Here is a 15595-nt window from a genome sequence, read left to right on the forward strand (position 1 = left end):
CCGTAATTTTTTGATGTTAAAATGATATGAACAGCTGATCAGCTCTGTTGGTGTAAAGTTGAATATTGGAGTTGAGATAAAATCACTACTTTTTCGTAGTACCGAAAAAATTGCTGATGTATTTTATGTAATTTTTAACAAATTTGCTGGTTCCGATTGAAAGAAAGGCATATTTTTCGATGAATTTTGGTTACTTTAGATAATATACTTATGAACTTGAAATCAATATTAGAAGAGGCTAATAAATGCATCACAGCTGGCGACTATGAAAAATTCTTGACCTACTGCACCGAAGATACCTTATGGAAATTTGTAGGAGACCGTACCTTAAAAGGAATAAACGAAGTAAGGAAGTATATGGCTGAAGCGTACAAACAACCGCCGAAGTTTAGCGTCGAATTGATGATTGAAGAAGGCAACTACCTGACCGTCTTGGGTACGATCAGTTTATTTGAGAAGGATTCACAATGGGTAGATTATGATTATTGTGATGTATGGCGGTTTGACAATGGTAAATTAGCTGAACTGAAGGCTTTCGCTATTGGTTCTTAGTAAAGAGAGCCTAAGGTTCTGGGTCTTCGATGATGGATCTATTGCTAATCCTGATTTATTCTGGAACGAATTAAATGAATCAGGATGGTGGCTGACCGGTACGTAGCTAAAAGGCTAGGTTATTTTAGCCAATATGAATCCGAGTACCAAAGCTATGATCACAGAAACAAGTATCACAGCGTAGTTGGCCTTTCCCTTCTGCGCTTCTTCTTTCAAGATGATGTTATCCTGCCTTAATGTTTCGAGATTGGCCCGTAAAGTGGCTGTTTTTTCATTAACTGCTGAGTGGACGTTTTTCTCATGCAGCGCTGCAATCTCCTTTTTGTAATGGTCACGTTCCAGTGCCCGATGTTTCTGTTGCTCCTGGAAGTTTTTCTGCAGTTCTTCCAACTGCCTGGCTGAGCTGGCTTGTAGTTTATGAAACTCTTCATTGCGTACCTTCATCTGATCGGCAAATGTTTTGGACTGGTTCTCTACCTGCTCTTTATAAGTTTTCTGTGCCTCACTAAATTCTTCATTTTTCTTTTTCAGCTGCTTCTCTAGTGTTTCGACTTGTTCGGAAAATTGCTTTCTGACGTCTTTTTTAACCTCGTCTATAAGTAAGGCTCTTGAGTTGGATCTTTCGAGAGATAGTTTTTCAGCAATGCTGTGAAGTCCTACACCGTAATCATGAGGCAAATGAAACCGCTTGTCGGCTAAACGGTCCAACAATGTTTCATCGACCGTATGACCGATGGCAGTCACCATCAAAGCGTTTATCGTGATAAAGTAATCCGATAAACTCAGGTCATTGAAGGTCTCCATACTTTGACGGTCTCCACCACCTCTTACCAGGCCAATCATATCATAGTTTTTTGGAGACAGTTCTTTGAGCGTGGAAAGGATAGCAATTGCCGAGGTGATATTGCAGCTGTAATTGTCGATTTCAAAATGGATTGAAGAAACATCCAGGCCCTCTGTAAAATCCTTCTGAACTCCTCAACGGACACCTTTCTGAAATCCTTGAATAACTTGCTCAGTTCAAGGGCAGATTTCCTTGCTCTTGTACCGGCAGCCTTGTTCCCTCTTCCAGACTTCCGTGTCAGAAAAAAAATATGACACTGAATTACATTTTTGTCATCAAGAGACCGTAGAACAATTTGATCATGTTACAATTCTTTCATAATTTAAATACAAATCTATTTTATTTTCCTGAATTCAATATTCATAATATTTGCTCCGGATAGCCCAAATCCGATGATTTCATCATTCTCATCATATTTAAAATCAAGTTGTCCAAAATATTCAATTGTTGAATAAAAACTTGCAGGTTTTAATGGAAATAATTTAATATCACCATTCAAAGGATGCCTGGCTATCAACTGATCGTTTTCAAGAATTAATTCGTACATTGTATTAAATTCATCATTTCTATAGAATCCAATATATTTATTCAAAATCATTTTATCAGCTTTGGGAGGATTCAGGATTACTTTTTTTGCGGTATACGTAAAATCGGCAATTCTAAGTTTAACTGATTCATTATTGAAGGTCAAGCTTGCAGTAGGAATAGAAGTTATCTTAAATTTATTTTCATCCATTCCTTGTAGTGGCTCTTTACCTTTATGATTATAGGTTCCCAGGTAAAGATCCTTACCTTCTGTTGATATTTCAAGATAATTTCCTGGATTAAGCTCATAAACTCCTTCAAATCGCTTCAGCTCTGATGGAGCATAAATTATTTTTTGAGACTTAACCGAAATTGTCTCTTGATCTTTAAGAAAGAAATCTACCAATTGATAAGCAATTAACAAGCCATCAAAACCCTGCCCATTTCCCAGTATTACAACAGAAAATTGTTGTGAAGGAACATGCAGAATATAGGTTCGATAGCCAACAGTGCCACCGCCGTGAAATACAATATCCAAACCTTTATATTTTTCAGTTTGCAGACCAAGCCCATATTCTATTTTTTTACCTGAACTTAATACGGTATTCTTTTGCATTGTATTATAAAGCGTACGATTTCCCTGTATCGGATTTTGAAAATTGGCCGCCCATTTACAAAGATCATCAAGCGTAGCATAAATATTAGATGAACCACTCACCATTTGCCCGATAGGAAGTTTTAAGAATATGCTGCCTTTTGGCTGATAAGATTCTGCCTTATTTATAATAATTCTATCCGGATCATCTATTGCCACAGTATTTTTCATATGTAAAGGATTAAAAACATACTCCTTCGCTATTTGGCTGAAATCCTTTTTATAAACCCTGCGAAGTATTTCAGCAAGCAATGTAAAACCTGTGTTATTATATTGATATTGCTCTCCCGGAGGGAAATTTACTCTTTTAATTCGCAAAAGAGTATGTACTGCTTCATTATTGGTTACTTTAAATTCATCACCAAAGCCTTGCAATTTCTTGATTTCACTAAAATTCGGTAGGCCACTGGTATGATTGGCCAATTGCCGGATTGTAATCTTATATGGAATATGGCTCAGTTCCGGCAGATAAGTCCTTATGTCGTCATCTAATGATAACTTTCCTTCCTTTTCTGCCAAAAGGGCAATAAATGCGGTAAACTGCTTAGAAACAGATGCAATATTAAAAGCTGTCGAATCCGTTATCGGGGTTTTATTTTCCAGATTGGCCATCCCATAGGTTTTCTTATAAATTACTTTTCCGTTCTTTATGACAGCAGCCGCCATACCCGGAGTATTAGGCTGTTTATAAGCACTCCATAAAGAATCTGCTCTATTTATTGGATCTTTTTGATTGGATTGTCCGAAATATAGTCCAAAACTCGATACAGAAAAAAGGAACAGGATACATTTGATTTTAAGCTTCATTTTATTAATTTTTAATGATGAAGCAAATCTGGAACTTTGAATTAATAAAAATATCCGGGTATCGGAAATCGGACTGATTTCGTATAACAAAATTAGTCCGATTTAAAGTCGGACACTATTAAACCACTGATTTCCTGTAATCTGTCGGGGTTAAGCTGGTCTCCTTTTTAAATGCGGTATAAAATGAAGACTTCGAGTTGAAGCCAACTTCATACAATATTTCCAGTACGGTTAAGTGAGACTGATCTTTTAGAAGAGCCTTTGCATAATTAATTCTAAACTCATTGATAAAGTCGAAAAAATGTTTTCCGGTGTGCTGATTGATCAACAATGAAAGTTGCTTTTCGGGTAGATTAAATTGTTCTGCCAATTTCTGTAATGTCAGCTTATCATCTAAATAAGGCTTTTCAGTTTCCATAAATTGCAACAAATTTTTCAATTGTTCAGGTTCTTCCTTCAAATTATTGACCGACTTTACAGGAACGAGATCTTTATTGATACCTGCAAACAAATTGGGACGGTATAGCGCGTTCATCACAAACCAGCAGATTACAAATAATATAAATAGTGATGTGAAGGTATATAACCAATTATGAACCGGGCTACTTTCGTCTACCAAGCCCCTGATCAGCACAAAGAAATTTCCAATTAAAAAAAGAACCGTGGTTTGCATCAGCCATTTGTAAGTAAGGTGATGATTACTTGAATAATTTTCCTGATACAATCTTTTGAAGTTCCTTAGTGCCAGAAATACAGCAATGATATAATAGTAATATTGAATGATGGAAAAAATATCAAACACACCGTAGCTCTGTTTTGAAATTCCTGAGATACTGAATAAGAACCCAAAGAATAAAAAAGGGAGCGTATGTAAAAGATGCTCTTTACGAAGTTTGAAATTGTAGTAACACGCAGAATTTACATATAAATAATAGAGCGGCATCTGCAACAACACACTGGCCAGTTTCCCTCCTTTGATTATTTTAGAATTGGGGGGTAATATGAACAAACCAGAAAAATCAATCACGGATATCAAAAGAAAAGCGGCAAATAAATAATTCGGTAATTTCCTTTCTGATTTTGCTGTAATAAGGAAAAAACTTAACAGTAAAAACAAGAAAAAAATGATCTTTCCTAAATCGTTGATGAATGCCACATTTTTTATTTTGAATGTACAAAACTACAAATTATAATTTCTGAAAGACTAAAAAAAATAAGTGAAAATACAGTTAATAAATGAGTTGATGGGCTGAGAAGATTCTTAGGTCATTACGTGAGTAAGCAGAATAATATTAATATAGCGTAAGAACCATCTCATTAAAGGGAAGCTACTTATGTTACTGAAGATTGAAGATTTGTTCTCGAGATCAGAAAAGATTACACCTTTACAAAACAGAAATGCGTCACGATCCATCGAACACTTGGTACAAGTCAAAACAGCTATCCTTGAGGAAGATAGTTGATGGCCACATCCGCTCCTTCCCTCGCATAGGCAATAACGGCGGCACGTCCGATCCCGGAATCTCCTCCGGTCACCAGCGCTTTTCTTCCTGCAAGTCTTCCTGAGCCCACATAGCTTTTTTCCCCATGATCGGGAACCGGTGTCATTCTGTTGGCAAGTCCTGGAAATGGCTGAGATTGTCGCTTAAAAGGTGGTTTTGGATATTTTGTAGTTGGATCGGTAAGACCCCTATCATTGGTATTTTTGACATTTCTGTTTTGCGATTGTGCCAGCGCAGCTGGTGCAATAGCAGCTACGACAACTGTGGCAGCTATTTTACCAATAGCATCTCGTCGGGTTATTTGATCTTCCATCGTACAAAGATTTAGTAGGTTATGCTTTGAATTTTTCTTTTTGATAGGCATTAGTATCAAAACAATTATCGTCAATGAAAATGGTTCAGTAATTCTTGCTATCAATTGTCAAGACCATATTACCGCCGATTACTGACAATGTATAATATGCAAGATCCTTTTTATATCGGGCAGCATATCTGACATTGTTCTTTTTATCTATATTTTTCAATAAAATCCGCAAGTGATCCAATGCAAGTTCATTGTGCTTTATGTAATTGTCATCATACATTCCTTTGATAAATTTGAAAGATTGGTCACTGCTTATTCTTTCGTGAATTTTCAGCCAGTCGGAATGCGCATCTTTTGCCGCGGTCTGAAATATGAACATTTCGCCGATGATGCCATTGTTGGAAGCATGTTCTTCAATGCCAATATGAAAACCGTCCATTTCGTAGACGATCTGTTGAATTCCATCATTTGAGGAACTGACAGCGGGCGGGCTCTTCATATGATCGATGAATGAATCTATCTTTCTATTATAAAAACTGGAATAGCCCATAAGCTGTTCATAACTTTGGCTGTATGAAAATGAGCTGAGCAGCAGCAGGAAAAGTGTAACTTTTGGCATTGCTCTATTTTATTAAAGTTTTGATTGAGTTCAGTGTAAATTTCTATTGGTTGTAAAAAAGCCATATGAGCTGTCAGTCCATATGGCTTATCTATAATCATTGAATTAATCTTCCTGCTCTGCATCAAAGTTGATCGACATCTCTGCAATATCTGTCAGCAACAGATCTGTTTCCTCCTCTTCCTGCAGGGTCTTTTCCAGAAGGTCTGCTGCTTTTTCGTGTCCCATTGTGATTGCAAGCTGGGCAAGACCGCCATATGTTGCGATCTCATAATGCTCCACTTTTTGTGCAGCAATGATAAGTGCTGCATCGCGTGTCATAGAACCTTCCTCGGTTGATTTTATGATCTCCTCTCCTTCCTGTATAATCCCGACGATGGCTTTGCATTCCTTTTTTTCAGGAGTCTCACCTATTAGCTTGAATACTTTCTCAAGGCGGCTGACGTGCTTTTTTGTCTGAAGCTGATGGTCCTCAAAAGCATCTTTCAGCTCTTCCGTAGTAGCGGCGTCCTGCATTTTTTGCAATGCATCCACGATAGCATCCTCTGCGTAGTAGATATCCTTTAATGCGTCCACGAAAAATTTGTGAAGCGAGGAGTTTTTCATATTCTGATCCATATTGGAATCTGGATTTGTATTTGAAGCCGCAGTTTTGGCTGTGTTGTTTTTTGATGCAGCGGCTGTACTGCTTGTATTGTTTTCTGTCTTTGTTGCCATAATATGTTGATTTAAAAATTTGAAAAGATCACCTCTCAAAATGAGAGGTAATCTAAAAAGAAAAAAGGTATCGTGTGTTTAAGAACGGTTTCGTCTGCCTCCGAATCCTGATCTGCCGGAACCAGAAGATCTTCCTCCGCCGTGCGAAGCCTGTCCACCCATTCTGGCAATTCTTGTACGTTCAGCTTTGCTCATAGACGCAAAGCCTCTTCTTGAATTCCCGGAACCTGAACCGCTTCCAGAATTATTGTTGGAACCGCTTCCCGAGTTTCCGGATCTGCCAGAGTTGGATCCTCTTCCTGAGCCTCCCGATCTGCCTGAACCTGAACCAGATCTTCCTGAACCGGAACGTCCGCCGCCGTGTGAGGCTTCCCCTCCCATTCTGGCAATTCGGCTCCGTTCTGATTGGCTCATTGATGCAAAGCCCCTTCTGGAAGTTCCATTCCCGCTTCCTGACCGGCCTCTGCCTGATGATCCGGAACCAGACCCGCTTCGCGAACCTCCGCCTCCAGACCCCGAACCGGAATTACCTCGTGAGCCACCTCTGCCACCGCCAGAACTAAATCTTCCCTGGCTGTCTCTCTGTTGATTTCCACGGCCTTGTCCTGAACCGCTTCGACCTCTGTTATCATTGTAGTCTTCGTCTTCATCATCTTCATCGTCTTCGTAATCATCATCATAATCATCGTCGTCATCATCATAGCTGTCAGCGAATTCATAATCATCGTACTCATCTTCGAAATCTGAGAAATCATCATCGAAATCCTCATCTTCCGTAGCGTCTGTAAAACCGTGATCATACCCTAATTGGTATATTTCTTCAAAGATCGATTTTGCGTCATTATTGTTTGACGAATTTCCTCTTGAACTGCTGTTGTTTGAATTTCTAGTGTTCATAACTGTAATGTTTGATATTAATATTAAGTGATAAAACTGTAGATCCGCGACTAGTATTAGATAAACAGCTTAGGTTGAAATATTCATTTTTACTTAGTGAAGTATAAAGCAAAGCTAGAAAGAGTGACATTTATCATATTATGACCGGAGTCATATTAAAAGTGAACATCTTGTATTTTCAGGTTAATTTTATGTTAAAACTTAACTTTTACAAATTTTTTACTTCCAAAATAGTTTTAAGCCTGATAAATAAGAAAAATATTAATTGTTGCACTTGTAATTTCGATATGCACGATATAATTAAATACATATGAATCGTATTTAAATTGATGGTGATATAATTAGATCATAATTTAATTAATGAAATCCTATGTTATTCTCTTATCAGTTTTGTGAATGTAATTGAACATATAATTGATCCAATACAATAGGAATATCATCTGTATTGCAGCGTCTATAAGATATACCCATTTGATAACGCCTGCCATATAATAAAAGGCATCTACCAGAGCGAGACCAAAACAACAAAGCGCACAGGTCAAGGCCACGATCGGCGATTTCCTTTTAGAAAATGCGATATAAAATGAAAGCAGACCATATGGCAACAAGGCAATTGACACAGTCCTTACCAGCCAGATATCGGTTTTGCCACCTGTAACATTAAGAAAGCTATCCAGATGCAATAGTGGCCAGACTGAAGTTAAGGTATAATAGCATCCATGCAAAAAAGGAAAGATCTTTGGCATCTTCAATTAATGTTTTACAACAATACTGTCTATCGCAATATAATTACGGGCAGTACTTTGATCTGCAATCGCTTCTTTATTTTTTACAGGATCTCTGTCCTCTTCTTCACAGATACAGGACACCAATAGGAAAGATGAAAATATGGTAATAAGTGTTTTCATTTTTGTTAAGATATTTTGTAAGATTCTAATTTACATTTGAATTGTTCCAAAACATTTCTGGTAAAGAAAAGCTGAGCTTCACCTAATGGCATTGCCTGATCCAGTTCCATCTTGCGAGATGAAACCACTGACCCTTTATAGGACATTGAAAAATGCATATAAATACTAAAGCCGGACTCCCGAATAGGAGATACATATCCGGTAATGCCTATTCCCCAATCCGTATGGAATACTTTTGCTATCTCCACTGCCATTTTATCAGCAATATATTCTGAAATACCACAATTTCTGGTTTCAGCCGGCTCAACATTCAGCAGCCTAATCTTCTCATCCACAGTGCAGACTGTCATCCCGCCTTTGTAAAACAAAGGGGCATTCTGCATCTGAGAAAAGGAAAACTGCAAAAGACCAGAAGTTACGTCCTCAGCAACGGAAATAGTTTTACCCTTTAGCAGCAGTGACTGACTGATCAGGTCTAATGTTGGCTTGTGAAATATCATAATACTTCTTTATAAGTAGTGCTTGGAACATCAAATTTCTGTTTTTGAAGTTTCTGCGTCAGCATCGGACGAACTGTCCAGTTTCATCGTTGTACCGCTTTCATTTTGAGCCGTATCATTTTTTGTACAGCTGAAAATAAGACCTAAACTTAAGATCAATAATAACTTTTTCATAATATTTTATTTTTGGTTGATTCAAAGATATTTGGGATTCGTTTTTATATATTATGACATCAGTCATAATATATAGCATCCATGGTGAAATTTGATCAAAAGATCTAACTAAGATGAAAACTGCACTAAAAGTCCAGCAGACCGTCGGCCAGGCACTTCCACTGGATTTTGGTGACCTTTGCGAAACCACCGAGTGTTATAATGAAATTCCGGATTTTGTTAATAAAACCTGTCTTGGTATAATTAGGCGTTTCATTTCTTCCGTATATCCCTACCCTTATAAAATTTTTTCCTCTCGCAATTCGAAATGACGAGGTCGCTTCCTGAGAATAGAAATGCGATATATTGCCGCTGGTATCACCGGGCATTCTTGATGGCCTGCATATCATCAACTGGCTTTCAATCTCGTCTGCGTTAACAAATTGAGCACTAAGGTCGACGATCCGCACCCAGTCGAAACCTCTGGCACGGAAATCTCCCGGCCCAGGAATATCGATGCGTACAAAATCCCCAACTTGCGGCAGCCGCTCTAAAGTTTCCCCAAGGTCATTGTAAAGTTTAAAATCTGTTGAACCTTTACCACATTGATCTTTCCAATGATTGACGTCCAGAAATCTTTTTTTGAGTTCGATATATTTTTGAGCGGCGAGTTCGGGCACATTAAAATCTTTTTGACTTTTCGTATCATGAAAAGCACCTTTTATCTGCGATGGAATTCCAGGACATTTGCTCGCTTCCATATTTGAAATTTTAAAAAATAAGTTATATAACACAATCACAAATGGTTTTTAACATAAATAATAGCAGATGATCAAGGAATTTCATCATGTGCCATATCCACGGGCTTTGATTCCGGCGATCCCTTTTCCCTCAGCCATATCGAAAGCAGGACCAACGAAGCAACCGCTAAAAATTCACTCTGCCAGTTCTGAAAGGACTCGAACCAGAATCTTGATCCGGTCAGATATTCACCAGCATTTACCAGCGGTTGTCCATTGATTTTCTGCTCGGAATTATGATCTTTCAGGCTGCCGAAAAAATGCAGGCCAAAACTCAACAGGAATAGAACTGCAAAAGCAATTGAAAGCGAGTGTTGATAGATACGCAACCATATTCCACCTTTTTTGACAGGCCATGGTGCTTTTGGATGTGGAACTGAATCTTTGTCCACATCTTCTTCGTCTTCAAGGGATTTGGATTCGCTGGAACCTTTTTGCCGCAGCTTCACGGTAAGAACAACATAAAGCATCATTTGCAGAAACTCGCTCTCCCAATTTTCAAATGTGGTCTCAATAAAGTGTCCGCTTTGCAAATACTCGTTAAAGTTTAGCAGAGCCTGTCCTTTTTCTGCAAGTTCCTTGTTTTCGGTCTTCCATCCGGTAAATGACTGGGCAGCAAGAAATATCAACGTCAGGCTGATCAGAACGATACTGAGGCTATTTCTATAAAAAAAGTTTCGTTTGGATACCATGATTAAGTTGTTTATATATTTTTCTCATTGACCTTGATCAGATCTTTTACTGAGGGAGCAGTCAGGACTTTGCCGTCTATTCCAAAACGAGAACCGTGACATGGACAGTCCCAGGAAAGTTCCGCACCATTCCACCGTACCTCGCATTTTGCATGTGGACAGGTGCTTTTCAAAAGATGGACCCTGCCTTTGGATTCTTTGTACACAGCGTAAGATTCACCGTCATATTTGACAACCCTGCCCTCCCCATCGCTGACTTCAGACAGGGAAGCTATCTTTTCCACAAATAATTTATCTTTTATAAAGTCGCTCACAACGGAAATATTCTCTTTTACAAACTCCGTAAGACCAGCAATAGGATCTACCCTCGACGGATCAAAAAGCCTCTCGTATTCGCTGCTCCCACTAAGAATAAGATCACTGATCACCTTGGATGACAAAGTTCCGAACATCATTCCGTTTCCCCGGAATCCCGTGCCGGTGAATATATTTTTGGTGCCTGGCAGTTTACCGATGTACGGCAGGCCGTCCACAGGCTCATAGTATTGGCTGGACCAGCTGTACTTGACAAGGTCGACATCGAAATACTCCCTTACATAATTTTCCAGCATAGAAAAGCATTCACCAGTGTCATCAGCGTGCCCTGTCTTATGGTCTTCGCCACCGGCAATAAGAAGTTTCTCGCCATTGATCTCGTGTACACGGTAATAATGGTATGGATCCGTCAGGTCATAGCCTACTTCTTCAGGATAGCGGCCATTTCGAAGCGTGAACGCCATAGCATAGCTTCTGTAAGGCGAATTGGTGAAATGTAGCCTGCTGATGCCCGGTGGGATATGTGTGGCATAGACCACGCTTTTAGCTTTTATAACGCCTCTTGATGTCTTGAGAACAATAAGGTCATCCTCTTCGGAATGGCTGTTGCAGCGGCAGTTCTCCACAATGGTCCCGCCGGAATTAAGGAATGAACGTGATAATCCGCTGATGTATTTAATAGGATGAAACTGTCCCTGTCCTGGAATTTCGACCGCTTTTGTAAATGGGATTGGATATGAGGTCTCTTCAATGGGAATCATCACATGTCCCACTTTTTCAGAACCTTCCATCATCTCCTCAAGTTTCTTTTTCTGCTGATCGTCCAGGGCAAATAGATGAGCTGACCTCTCCAGGAGGTCGCAGTCAATTCGGTTGTCGTTGATATTGGCCTCGATGATCTCCATCGCCTCTTTTGCAGACCTTGCCAGAAGCTTTGAATTGCTTAGCCCAAATTTGCTTATCGCTTCGGCATAGGTGGTATCATAAAAATTGTTCAGGTGCGCCGTTGTGCCGCCGGTCGTGCCGAATCCTATATTGAAAGCTTCAATAAGGATGCATTCCACGCCTGAACGCTGCAATCTGTAAGCTGTAGAAATACCCGTAATGCCGCCGCCAATGATGGCGACATCATAAGTGCCGTTGATATTGATGGAGGCCGGAATATTTTTGATCTCTTCCTGCCATAGACTCTTTCTTACGCCGTCTCTGTTCATAACTTTATATTTTTAAATAGATTGTCAATTCCTGACCCAGACACTTACAGATAAAGGATCCACCCAGAATCTACCAGCACCGTTTTCGTCAAGTGTAATCATGTCTGACCTTACTTGTAAAAAGTCAATATATTTTTTTCCAGCATTTTCTTTTCCAAATTCTATGTCCTTGTAGCCTTCATCATTGTTTGAAATGATGACAACACAACCGCCATTGTCATATTTTCCTTTTCTAACCCACGCTATGCAATTCGGATGGTCAAAATAATTGACCTGTTCGCCAACAGCAAATTTTTTTCTGGCTTCCATTAGTTCTGTCAGGATTCCGACCTTTGGCATCGTTATTACTACCTCCTTTCCATTCTCATCCTTATCACAATATTCGGCGCCATAGAGATCAGGATAGAAAACACACGGGTAGGAATTTTCGGAAAGCAGAATGATCGCGTAAGCAATGGGTCGAAACCAATCCTCGACCGTCGATTCTAAGGACTGAAGCCTTTGAGTGTCGTGATTTCCTACAAAGCTGACCGTCCTTACAGGATCTTGCTGAAACAATGTATTTTCAAAAATTTGCGTGAGGTCATACGCCTTTTTTTCTTTGGAGGCCCTGAAAAAATTGTAGTGCAACGGAACATCGAACAACGAAAGAGAATGATTGATCTTCTCAGAAAACTCTGATAAGGATTCCACTTTATCTTTCCAAAACTCGCCTACGAAAAAAAAACCTCTGTCAATGTCTGATCTTATATAAGCAATATAATCTTTCAAAAAGTCGCTGGAGATATGCTTTAGCGCATCCAGACGAAGGCCATCAATTTTCGTCGTTTCAATATACCATTTGATCCAGTTTTTAAGTTCTTGGACAACATAGGGATTGCGGAATTCGACATCAGCGCCCATCAGGTAATCGTAATTGCCGAACTCATGGCTTACAGCGTTATTCCACTCTGTCCCATATCCATTGTGAATTTTGAAAATACCTTTTTTATCCTCATTATCTTTCTTGATAAGGTCTATGCCACTGAAACATTGATGATCCCAAATGAATTCAGAATATTTGCCGTTTCTGCCAGGAAATGTCAACTTGGTGTATGCTTCACCCTCAAAGGGTTCGCTGATCTTTTCATTTCTATTCTCGACGTTGACCTGCTGGACGGTTATGGCTTCACATTCATCCGCTCCTAGGCGGTGGTTAAGGACAATATCCGCATAGACCTGAAGTCCAGAATCATGAGCTTTCTTAACAGCTTTCAGATATTCCTTTTTCGTCCCGTACCTTGTGGCGGAACTTCCTCTCTGATCAAATTCACCAAGGTCATAGAGATCATAGACATCATAGCCCCTTCCATCAGTCCCTCCCGCACATTTTACCGCCGGAGGAAACCAGACCGCTGTAAAGCCAAGGTTTTTTAATTCTTCCGCCTTCGCTGTAAATTCGTTCCAAAGATTACCGGGATGATACCAATGGAAAAACTGAATAATTACCCCATTCATATCATTTAAGTTTATCCGTTCACTATCAATCCTCCATTCGGATGCAGAACCTGCCCTGTTATCTGGGAAGATGCTTCCGTTGCCAGGAATAAAAAGCTAGGTGCGATCTCCTCGGATGAAGCGTTCCGTTCCAAAGGTGGCCTGCTGAGGTCTTCCTCCTCTTCACCGAAAGTCTCTTTTGTCAGAGGGGTTGCGACCGGACCGGGAGCCACTGCATTTACACGGATACCTTTTGGTTTTGCCTGTAGTGCCAAAGATCTTGTAAAAGAAACAATGGCCCCTTTGGTTGCTGAATAGTCCAGCAATTCTTTGTGGCCCTGATAAGCTACTGCTGAAGTGGTATTGATAATTGAACATCCGGATCTCAAATACGGGAACACTTTTTTTGTCAGCAAGATCATTCCGATAATATTCGCATTAAAGGTGGACCGTATATTGTCTTCTTCAAGCTTTGCAATATCGTCCGCTGGAAACTGCACCCCCGCATTGTTGATCAGAATATCTATTTTATCAAATTCTAAAATGACCCTATTGACAGTGAAATTGCAGAATTGGGCATCATTGATATCCCCCTTGAACAAAAGTACCTTCCTTCCCAGTTGTTCTATTTCTAATTTGGTATTTTCGGCGTCCTTGTCATTACTGTGGTATATTATCGCAATGTCGGCACCCTCTTTTGCAAACAGCAATGCTACAGCTTTCCCAATTCCGCTGTCAGCACCTGAAATTAGAAGAACTTTATCTTTTAGTTGTGGAGCGGACATTATCATTTATTTTTCTGTTACCGGTTTTTGCATTTCACTCATTCTATGTGCCGCTAAACTGTCTGTGGATAAGTTGGACATTGCCACGGTCAGTTTGTTGTTGAGACCTGACACTATCTTATCATCCCCATTCATCAAAGCCTTGTAACCATCCATTGCAACATCTGCAGGATCTGCGAGATTGTCGCGGTCTTGCAGGATCTTGCTCTGGTTCATACTGGCCTTATTGAAAAAATCAGTATCTGTAGGTCCCGGCAGCAACGCTGTCACAGTAACGCCGGTGTCCTTCAATTCTTCCCTGATCCCCTCTGTCCAGGATTGAATGAATGCTTTGGTACCGTGATACACTGAATGCCAGGGTCCTGGCGCCTTGCTCGCAATCGATGAGAGATTCAATATCTTTCCTGACCCCTTGCCTATCCTGTCTTTGATAAAAAGCTTGGTAAGGATGAGCACAGAGATGATATTGAGATTTACGATATCGATCTCACGGTGAATATCGGTCTCCTCAAATTTACCGTAATAGCCTTGCCCCGCATCATTCACCAGTATCTCAGGGCTTATCCCGTTGAGGGTAAGTTCTGCATAAAGCGAATAGACATCGCTTGACTGAAAAAGATTCTTAGCAATCGATATCACATCGACGCCATAATTCCTCAGTTCCTTCTCTTTTTGCACAAGGTGCTCGTGATTCCTGCTGACGATAATAAGGTTGTAACCGTCCTTCGCAAATAATTTTGAAAGTTCATAGCCGATACCGCTGGTTGCACCGGTTATAAGAACGTAGTTTGTTTTAGTTTCCATAATTTATCTTGTTCGTTAATGTGTTTGCGGAAAGGGTCGTTTTACTTCGCACCTCAGGCTGCTCAAGGCACATTCGGTAAAATAACTCTGGGCATCCATAGGCTTTGTTAGCGGGTGAAGTTCAATGCGGTCCGATAATACAACCTCTCCCTTATAACTTACAGCATAAAAAGCAAAAATATCATTTCCAGATTCAGGTACCGGTGTTGAATATCCCGTAGTGGCAATTGACCATTCAGTTCTGAACAGCTTGGCGACGTTGATTGCCATTGTCTCCGTAATATTTTTGGAAACACAATTAACAGCATTTGCCTCATCATAGTCAATATTAAGGTGCTTGACTTTCTGATCAATAGTGTAGACGGTCGTCCCTCCCTCGAAAAATTGTTCCGCACCTGGCATTTGCGAAAAGGCGAGCTGAAGAGCTCCGGAGGTCACACTTTCGGCGATAGAGATCTTTTCATTTCTGTCTCTTAAATAATAGCTGATCTTTTGCAATAGTATTTCTGAAAATTTCATGAATGCT

Annotated in this window: 19 protein-coding genes and 1 pseudogene; 1 reads left to right on the top strand and 19 read right to left on the bottom strand. The window is 39.9% G+C overall.

Annotated features, from left to right (window positions below):
* Positions 1–210 precede the first annotated feature (210 nt).
* Entirely contained in the window at positions 211–552 is a 342-nt protein-coding gene (locus BUR19_RS07000) for a nuclear transport factor 2 family protein (RefSeq protein ID WP_074234219.1), read from the top strand.
* A 114-nt stretch (positions 553–666) separates the two neighbouring features.
* Here the strand turns inward: BUR19_RS07000 and BUR19_RS07005 are convergent, their stop codons facing one another.
* The 19 genes and pseudogenes from BUR19_RS07005 to BUR19_RS07080 all read right to left on the bottom strand — a co-directional run bounded on the left by BUR19_RS07005 (position 667) and on the right by BUR19_RS07080 (position 15588).
* A complete protein-coding gene (locus BUR19_RS07005) occupies positions 667–1503 on the bottom strand; it encodes an exodeoxyribonuclease VII large subunit (RefSeq protein ID WP_083600670.1) in 837 nt (278 codons plus the stop codon).
* 14 nt (positions 1504–1517) lie between these two features.
* A pseudogene (locus tag BUR19_RS19125) lies at positions 1518–1619 on the bottom strand (histone H1); the annotation flags it as partial.
* Positions 1620–1730: 111 nt separating this feature from the next.
* Positions 1731–3383, bottom strand: a complete 1653-nt coding sequence (locus tag BUR19_RS07010; protein WP_074234224.1) for a serine hydrolase domain-containing protein — start codon at positions 3381–3383, stop codon at positions 1731–1733.
* 118 nt (positions 3384–3501) lie between these two features.
* Entirely contained in the window at positions 3502–4539 is a 1038-nt protein-coding gene (locus tag BUR19_RS07015) for a helix-turn-helix domain-containing protein (RefSeq protein ID WP_083600672.1), read from the bottom strand.
* A 284-nt stretch (positions 4540–4823) separates the two neighbouring features.
* The gene (locus BUR19_RS07020) at positions 4824–5303 is read right to left on the bottom strand and encodes a twin-arginine translocation signal domain-containing protein (RefSeq protein ID WP_317041448.1); all 480 of its coding nucleotides are present in this window, start codon (positions 5301–5303) and stop codon (positions 4824–4826) included.
* Positions 5284–5808: a hypothetical protein gene (locus BUR19_RS07025; RefSeq protein ID WP_139297279.1), complete on the bottom strand. Its 525-nt coding sequence runs from the start codon at positions 5806–5808 to the stop codon at positions 5284–5286. Before BUR19_RS07025 ends, BUR19_RS07020 begins: the two co-directional genes overlap by 20 nt.
* A gap of 105 nt (positions 5809–5913) precedes the next feature.
* A complete protein-coding gene (locus tag BUR19_RS07030) occupies positions 5914–6525 on the bottom strand; it encodes a YciE/YciF ferroxidase family protein (protein ID WP_074234230.1) in 612 nt (203 codons plus the stop codon).
* Between the two features lie 78 nt (positions 6526–6603).
* Positions 6604–7422 (bottom strand): KGG domain-containing protein, encoded by an 819-nt coding sequence (locus BUR19_RS07035; protein WP_074234232.1) that lies wholly within the window; start codon positions 7420–7422, stop codon positions 6604–6606.
* Between the two features lie 368 nt (positions 7423–7790).
* Positions 7791–8168 (bottom strand): hypothetical protein, encoded by a 378-nt coding sequence (locus BUR19_RS07040; protein ID WP_074234234.1) that lies wholly within the window; start codon positions 8166–8168, stop codon positions 7791–7793.
* A gap of 6 nt (positions 8169–8174) precedes the next feature.
* Entirely contained in the window at positions 8175–8330 is a 156-nt protein-coding gene (locus BUR19_RS18930) for a hypothetical protein (protein ID WP_175565877.1), read from the bottom strand.
* A gap of 5 nt (positions 8331–8335) precedes the next feature.
* Positions 8336–8830 carry a CinA family protein gene (locus tag BUR19_RS07045; protein ID WP_074234236.1) on the bottom strand — a complete coding sequence of 165 codons (495 nt, stop codon included), beginning with the start codon at positions 8828–8830 and terminating at the stop codon, positions 8336–8338.
* A 30-nt stretch (positions 8831–8860) separates the two neighbouring features.
* Complete coding sequence (locus BUR19_RS18935) at positions 8861–9004, bottom strand: hypothetical protein (RefSeq protein WP_175565878.1); 144 nt, start codon at positions 9002–9004, stop codon at positions 8861–8863.
* 125 nt (positions 9005–9129) lie between these two features.
* Entirely contained in the window at positions 9130–9744 is a 615-nt protein-coding gene (locus BUR19_RS07050) for a hypothetical protein (protein WP_074234239.1), read from the bottom strand.
* Positions 9745–9815: 71 nt separating this feature from the next.
* Entirely contained in the window at positions 9816–10475 is a 660-nt protein-coding gene (locus BUR19_RS07055; RefSeq protein ID WP_074234241.1) for a DUF6766 family protein, read from the bottom strand.
* Positions 10476–10486: 11 nt separating this feature from the next.
* Positions 10487–12004 (bottom strand): FAD-dependent oxidoreductase, encoded by a 1518-nt coding sequence (locus tag BUR19_RS07060; protein ID WP_074234243.1) that lies wholly within the window; start codon positions 12002–12004, stop codon positions 10487–10489.
* Positions 12005–12028: 24 nt separating this feature from the next.
* The gene (locus BUR19_RS07065; RefSeq protein WP_074234246.1) at positions 12029–13501 is read right to left on the bottom strand and encodes an alpha-amylase; all 1473 of its coding nucleotides are present in this window, start codon (positions 13499–13501) and stop codon (positions 12029–12031) included.
* Between the two features lie 11 nt (positions 13502–13512).
* On the bottom strand, positions 13513–14265 hold the full coding sequence (locus tag BUR19_RS07070; RefSeq protein ID WP_074234248.1) for an SDR family oxidoreductase: 753 nt from the start codon (positions 14263–14265) through the stop codon (positions 13513–13515).
* Positions 14266–14271: 6 nt separating this feature from the next.
* Complete coding sequence (locus tag BUR19_RS07075; protein WP_074234250.1) at positions 14272–15069, bottom strand: SDR family NAD(P)-dependent oxidoreductase; 798 nt, start codon at positions 15067–15069, stop codon at positions 14272–14274.
* Positions 15070–15084: 15 nt separating this feature from the next.
* A complete protein-coding gene (locus BUR19_RS07080) occupies positions 15085–15588 on the bottom strand; it encodes a CinA family protein (protein ID WP_074234252.1) in 504 nt (167 codons plus the stop codon).
* Between the last annotated feature and the right edge of the window lie 7 nt (positions 15589–15595).

It is taken from the genome of Epilithonimonas zeae (genome assembly GCF_900141765.1).
GTDB lineage: Bacteria > Bacteroidota > Bacteroidia > Flavobacteriales > Weeksellaceae > Epilithonimonas > Epilithonimonas zeae.

Coding starts and splice junctions, on each gene's coding strand:
- BUR19_RS07070 (WP_074234248.1), bottom strand. CDS start 14,265: ATGTCCGCTCCACAACTAAAAGATAAAGTTCTTCTAATTTCAGGTGCT.
- BUR19_RS07035 (WP_074234232.1), bottom strand. CDS start 7,422: ATGAACACTAGAAATTCAAACAACAGCAGTTCAAGAGGAAATTCGTCA.
- BUR19_RS07010 (WP_074234224.1), bottom strand. CDS start 3,383: ATGAAGCTTAAAATCAAATGTATCCTGTTCCTTTTTTCTGTATCGAGT.
- BUR19_RS07025 (WP_139297279.1), bottom strand. CDS start 5,808: ATGCCAAAAGTTACACTTTTCCTGCTGCTGCTCAGCTCATTTTCATAC.
- BUR19_RS07075 (WP_074234250.1), bottom strand. CDS start 15,069: ATGGAAACTAAAACAAACTACGTTCTTATAACCGGTGCAACCAGCGGT.
- BUR19_RS18935 (WP_175565878.1), bottom strand. CDS start 9,004: ATGAAAAAGTTATTATTGATCTTAAGTTTAGGTCTTATTTTCAGCTGT.
- BUR19_RS07055 (WP_074234241.1), bottom strand. CDS start 10,475: ATGGTATCCAAACGAAACTTTTTTTATAGAAATAGCCTCAGTATCGTT.
- BUR19_RS07050 (WP_074234239.1), bottom strand. CDS start 9,744: ATGGAAGCGAGCAAATGTCCTGGAATTCCATCGCAGATAAAAGGTGCT.
- BUR19_RS07040 (WP_074234234.1), bottom strand. CDS start 8,168: ATGCCAAAGATCTTTCCTTTTTTGCATGGATGCTATTATACCTTAACT.
- BUR19_RS07000 (WP_074234219.1), top strand. CDS start 211: ATGAACTTGAAATCAATATTAGAAGAGGCTAATAAATGCATCACAGCT.
- BUR19_RS07065 (WP_074234246.1), bottom strand. CDS start 13,501: ATGAATGGGGTAATTATTCAGTTTTTCCATTGGTATCATCCCGGTAAT.
- BUR19_RS07045 (WP_074234236.1), bottom strand. CDS start 8,830: ATGATATTTCACAAGCCAACATTAGACCTGATCAGTCAGTCACTGCTG.
- BUR19_RS07030 (WP_074234230.1), bottom strand. CDS start 6,525: ATGGCAACAAAGACAGAAAACAATACAAGCAGTACAGCCGCTGCATCA.
- BUR19_RS18930 (WP_175565877.1), bottom strand. CDS start 8,330: ATGAAAACACTTATTACCATATTTTCATCTTTCCTATTGGTGTCCTGT.
- BUR19_RS07060 (WP_074234243.1), bottom strand. CDS start 12,004: ATGAACAGAGACGGCGTAAGAAAGAGTCTATGGCAGGAAGAGATCAAA.
- BUR19_RS07080 (WP_074234252.1), bottom strand. CDS start 15,588: ATGAAATTTTCAGAAATACTATTGCAAAAGATCAGCTATTATTTAAGA.